Consider the following 5,000-nt stretch of genomic DNA (forward strand, 5'->3'; position numbering starts at 1 on the left):
TCGAACTTCATGAGCCCAAAAGGTTTGTGATTTGTCGCGGGAGACGCTCAATCTCCCGCATATGATGGGCTTGCCTAACCGCACCCTCGAACCGATCTCGAGAAGCTGGTCTTTTTGTGCCAATGACATCGGGCTAAATCCCGCACAGGATTTGGCCCAGGCGACGATCCCTTCGGGATTGCGCGGACGCTGATCCTGGAAGGGGTTGGCTGAAGCGACAATTCCTTCGGAATTGCGCGGGTGGGCATTGGCAATGAGAACGATCAAGTGTCTTAAGGGCAATTGGTGGATGCCTTGGCATGCACAGGCGATGAAGGACGTGATACGCTGCGATAAGCTACGGGGAGGTGCGAATACCCTTTGATCCGTAGATTTCCGAATGGGGAAACCCACCTAAGGTACTTGGAAAATCAGAGCAGCCGGAAGGTCGCAAGGCCGACTTGCTGCTGTGGTTTCCAAGTATCGATAATAGGTAACTTACCCTGAATACATAGGGGTAAAGTGGCGAACGCGGGGAACTGAAACATCTAAGTACCCGTAGGAAAGGACATCAACCGAGACTCCGGAAGTAGTGGCGAGCGAACCCGGACCAGGCCAGTGGCGATTGAGAGACAAGCGGAACCTTCTGGAAAGTAGGGCCATAGTGGGTGACAGCCCCGTACGCGTAATGCGATCAATCGTCCTCGAGTAAGGCGGGACACGTGAAATCCTGTCTGAAATTGGGGGGACCACCCTCCAAGCCTAAGTACTCGTGCATGACCGATAGCGAACTAGTACCGTGAGGGAAAGGTGAAAAGCACCCCGACAAGGGGAGTGAAAGAGTACCTGAAACCGATTGCCTACAAACAGTGGAAGCCCAAGGTTCGTCCTGGGTGACCACGTACCTTTTGTATAATGGGTCAGCGACTTAGTGTGACGAGCAAGCTTAAACCGCTAGGTGTAGGCGCAGCGAAAGCGAGTCTGAACAGGGCGTTCAGTTCGTCGCATTAGACCCGAAACCGAGTGATCTAGCCATGAGCAGGTTGAAGGTAAGGTAACACTTACTGGAGGACCGAACCCATAACTGTTGCAATAGTTCGGGATGACTTGTGGCTAGGGGTGAAAGGCCAATCAAACTCGGAAATAGCTGGTTCTCCGCGAAATCTATTTAGGTAGAGCGTCGACCGAATACCCCAGGGGGTAGAGCACTGGATGGGCTAGGGGTCCTCACCGGATTACCAAACCTAACCAAACTCCGAATACCTGGGAGTACTAGTCGGCAGACACACGGCGGGTGCTAACGTCCGTCGTGAAAAGGGAAACAACCCTGACCTACAGCTAAGGTCCCCAAGTTATGGCTAAGTGGGAAAGGATGTGAGGATCCCAAAACAACCAGGATGTTGGCTTAGAAGCAGCCATCATTTAAAGAAAGCGTAACAGCTCACTGGTCTAAATAAGGGTCTTTGCGCCGAAAATGTAACGGGGCTAAAGCCATACACCGAAGCTTAGGGTTTGGTCCGCAAGGGCCAAGCGGTAGCGGAGCGTTCTGTAAGCTGATGAAGCCATACCCGTGAGGGGTGGTGGAGGTATCAGAAGTGCGAATGCTGACATGAGTAACGTAAGGGGAGTGAGAGACTCCCCCGCCGAAAGACCAAGGGTTCCTGCTTAAAGCTAATCTGAGCAGGGTTAGCCGGCCCCTAAGACGAGGCGGAAACGCGTAGTCGATGGGAACCACGTTAATATTCGTGGGCTTGGAGGTAGTGACGGATCATTGAGGTAGTCCAATCTTATCGGATTGAACGGGCTGCTGCGTGGTTCCAGGAAATAGCTCCTCCTTATAAACCGTACCCGAAACCGACACTGGTGGTCTGGTAGAGTATACCAAGGCGCTTGAGAGAACTATGCTGAAGGAACTCGGCAAATTGCACGCGTAACTTCGGAAGAAGCGTGACCCTTTTCTACGCAAGTAGAGGAGGGTGGCACAGACCAGGGGGTAGCGACTGTTTATCAAAAACACAGGGCTCTGCGAAGTCGCAAGACGACGTATAGGGTCTGACGCCTGCCCGGTGCTGGAAGGTTAAGAGGAGGGGTGCAAGCTCTGAATCGAAGCCCCAGTAAACGGCGGCCGTAACTATAACGGTCCTAAGGTAGCGAAATTCCTTGTCGGGTAAGTTCCGACCTGCACGAATGGCGTAACGACTTCCCCGCTGTCTCCAGCATAGACTCAGTGAAATTGAATTCCCCGTGAAGATGCGGGGTTCCTGCGGTTAGACGGAAAGACCCCGTGCACCTTTACTATAGCTTTACATTGGCATTCGTAGTGGCATGTGTAGGATAGGTGGTAGGCTTTGAAGCCTGGGCGCCAGCTCAGGTGGAGCCACCCTTGAAATACCACCCTTATTACTATGGATGTCTAACCGCGGCCCGTTATCCGGGTCCGGGACAATGTATGGTGGGTAGTTTGACTGGGGCGGTCGCCTCCTAAAGAGTAACGGAGGCGCGCGATGGTGGGCTCAGAACGGTCGGAAATCGTTCGCTGAGTGCAATGGCATAAGCCTGCCTGACTGCGAGACTGACAAGTCGAGCAGAGACGAAAGTCGGTCATAGTGATCCGGTGGTCCCGCGTGGAAGGGCCATCGCTCAACGGATAAAAGGTACGCCGGGGATAACAGGCTGATGACCCCCAAGAGTCCATATCGACGGGGTTGTTTGGCACCTCGATGTCGACTCATCGCATCCTGGGGCTGGAGCAGGTCCCAAGGGTATGGCTGTTCGCCATTTAAAGCGGTACGTGAGTTGGGTTCAGAACGTCGTGAGACAGTTCGGTCCCTATCTGCCGTGGGTGTAGGAATATTGAAAGGATCTGTCCCTAGTACGAGAGGACCGGGATGGACGGATCTCTGGTGGACCTGTTGTGGCGCCAGCCGCATAGCAGGGTAGCTATATCCGGACGGGATAACCGCTGAAGGCATCTAAGCGGGAAACCCACCTTAAAACGAGTATTCCCTGAGAACCGTGGAAGACGACCACGTTGATAGGCCGGGTGTGGAAGAGCGGCAACGCTTGAAGCTTACCGGTACTAATAGTTCGATCGGCTTGATCGTTCTCATTCCTTATGCCCATTTGACGAAGTCAAATGGTCTGTTCTCACTCACGCTCGTTCCGCCCTGCGGGCGGCGCTACGTGAGTGCGGCGCATCAGCGCCGGCGGTCGGTCGACCTTGCGAAGCATCGCTTCGAAAGGCGCCAGGACCCAAAGAACTGTGAAGGCACAAAAAAGACCAGCGAACAGCTCAGAGAAAGCAGCAAATAGGATCCCTATTCGCTACTCACTATTGGCTATTCGCTAAAAAACAGCTTCTCGAACAACGTGCGTTTTGCCGACCTGGTGGTTATGGCGGAGCGGCTGCACCCGATCCCATTCCGAACTCGGCCGTGAAACGCTCCAGCGCTGATGGTACTTCGTCTCAAGACGCGGGAGAGTAGGTCGCTGCCAGGTCTGCTAAACGCACGTTGATCTCACATCCAAATCGGATGTGAGAGAAATCTTCTCTTTATGATTAGGCCCGCCAACGGGAACCCGGGCCGCGAAAGCGGCCCTTTCATTTGGTGAGCCATATACCTATCTGTAGGCCATCCTGTTCGTAGGCCTGCGCATACTTCCAAACCTCGACGCGGGGTGGAGCAGCCCGGTAGCTCGTCAGGCTCATAACCTGAAGGTCACAGGTTCAAATCCTGTCCCCGCAACCACACTTCAAACGCAAACGGCCCGCTCAACGCGGGCTGTCTGCGTTTTGAAGCCGCGCAAGGCCGTCGATCCACTCGGCTCAACCGCACGCAAGGCCCGTCAAGCTCCAAGCCGGCGGGCTTCTTGCCTCTCATGCCTGACCAGGTCCAAGGATTGAAGCGCAGAAGGCCGGTATAGCGCGGCAAAAGATGAGATCCTATTTCCGGGCTTGCTGCCTGGCGCGTCGGCGATGCCGATGCTGACAAGGCAGCCTCGCTCTGCGGGCCATAGGCTGAAGGCACCGGCTCAAAGACCAGCACCAAATACGAAACAAATTTTAGCCGGTTGAATTTTGCACCCCTCTCGCGCACGGCTGCCACAAAAGAATCACACCCGGCATCAGCTTGCGCGTCGATCCTCGATCGCGGGGCCCTCGTGGCCGAGGCAGCATTTCGGTCATGCCGAATCAAGCGACAGAGCGATTCTATTGCCGGCGAATCGCGGCAAGGTGAAATCGGGTTCTATTGCTACCTCCATGCGCCCCCATATCCCCTGCAGGAGGTTGCTAATGCCAAATTACGCTTTGAATGACCACTATGAGAGCTTCATCAGGAGCAGCTCGAATCAGGCCGCTACAACAATGCCAGCGAGGTTGTCCGCGCGGGCCTGCGCATGCTTGAGGATTTCGAGGCGGGGCGGGAGAGGTGGCTGCGCGAAGACGTACCGGCGCGGCTGGCCGAGCTTCAGCGAGATACGGCGAAGGGCATCCCTGCCGAAACGGTCTTCTCCCGGCTGGAGGCGCGACATCGCGCGAAGCAGGCGAAAGCCAGGTAGGGGTGGAATATCGGATTGTCTTCCATCCCAGAGCGGAAGCCGAGCTGGAACGGCTATGATGACATAGCCGAACGTGCGTCACCTGCGATCGCCTGGAATTTTGTTGTGGGTATCCGAGACCATTGTCTCGGTCTGTCGACTTTTCCACAGCGGGATACCGAACGGGTCGAGATCATGCCTGGGCGTGCCGTCAGCATTGCCTTTGCCGCCGAGGGCGAGCGGGTGCTGATCCTGGGCATCTTTTACGCTGGCCGGAACATCACGCCGGAATTGCTCGAGGACCGGCTCTAAATGACGCTCCGGTAGGGAATTGCTTTGCGGCCACCGAGGCGCAACAGTTGTTTTTCAAGCCGATGATGCACGTTCAGCGCCGAGACCTCGGGGCGCATCACGGGAATGGTTGGCGGCAGAACACCGCTCACAATTCAGCCAAGCCAGCTCACGAATTTCGGCCTCGTGGA

2 protein-coding genes, 1 tRNA gene, 2 rRNA genes and 1 pseudogene (1 of these 6 only partly in view) are annotated in these 5,000 nt (G+C 55.5%); 5 read left to right on the forward strand and 1 reads right to left on the reverse strand.

Translation table 11 applies throughout. The features are described 5' to 3' along the window. A protein-coding gene (locus NKJ89_RS18215; RefSeq protein ID WP_352604444.1) for a hypothetical protein crosses the window boundary here: on the reverse strand, nt 1-267 show its 5' portion. Its footprint begins 75 nt before the window's first position; 267 of the gene's 342 nt are visible here — the first part of the coding sequence; its start codon is at nt 265-267; its stop codon lies off the left edge, out of view. On the opposite strand from NKJ89_RS18215, the gene NKJ89_RS18220 reads away from it, so the two are divergent. The 5 genes and pseudogenes from NKJ89_RS18220 to NKJ89_RS18240 all read left to right on the forward strand — a co-directional run bounded on the left by NKJ89_RS18220 (nt 262) and on the right by NKJ89_RS18240 (nt 4,830). Then, a 23S ribosomal RNA gene (locus tag NKJ89_RS18220) occupies nt 262-3,083 on the forward strand. The two genes, NKJ89_RS18215 and NKJ89_RS18220, sit on opposite strands and share 6 nt — an antisense overlap. Nucleotides 3,084-3,362: 279 nt before the next feature. After that, a 5S ribosomal RNA gene (gene rrf / locus NKJ89_RS18225) occupies nt 3,363-3,477 on the forward strand. A 174-nt stretch (nt 3,478-3,651) separates the two neighbouring features. After that, nucleotides 3,652-3,728, forward strand: a tRNA-Met gene (locus tag NKJ89_RS18230). 545 nt (nt 3,729-4,273) lie between these two features. Beyond that, nucleotides 4,274-4,539: pseudogene (locus NKJ89_RS18235) on the forward strand (type II toxin-antitoxin system ParD family antitoxin). Nucleotides 4,540-4,554: 15 nt separating this feature from the next. Then, nucleotides 4,555-4,830 (forward strand): type II toxin-antitoxin system RelE/ParE family toxin, encoded by a 276-nt coding sequence (locus NKJ89_RS18240; RefSeq protein ID WP_352604446.1) that lies wholly within the window; start codon nt 4,555-4,557, stop codon nt 4,828-4,830. Nucleotides 4,831-5,000 lie beyond the last annotated feature (170 nt).

It is taken from the genome of Mesorhizobium sp. M0047, assembly GCF_040323315.1.
In the GTDB taxonomy this organism is placed as follows: domain Bacteria; phylum Pseudomonadota; class Alphaproteobacteria; order Rhizobiales; family Rhizobiaceae; genus Mesorhizobium.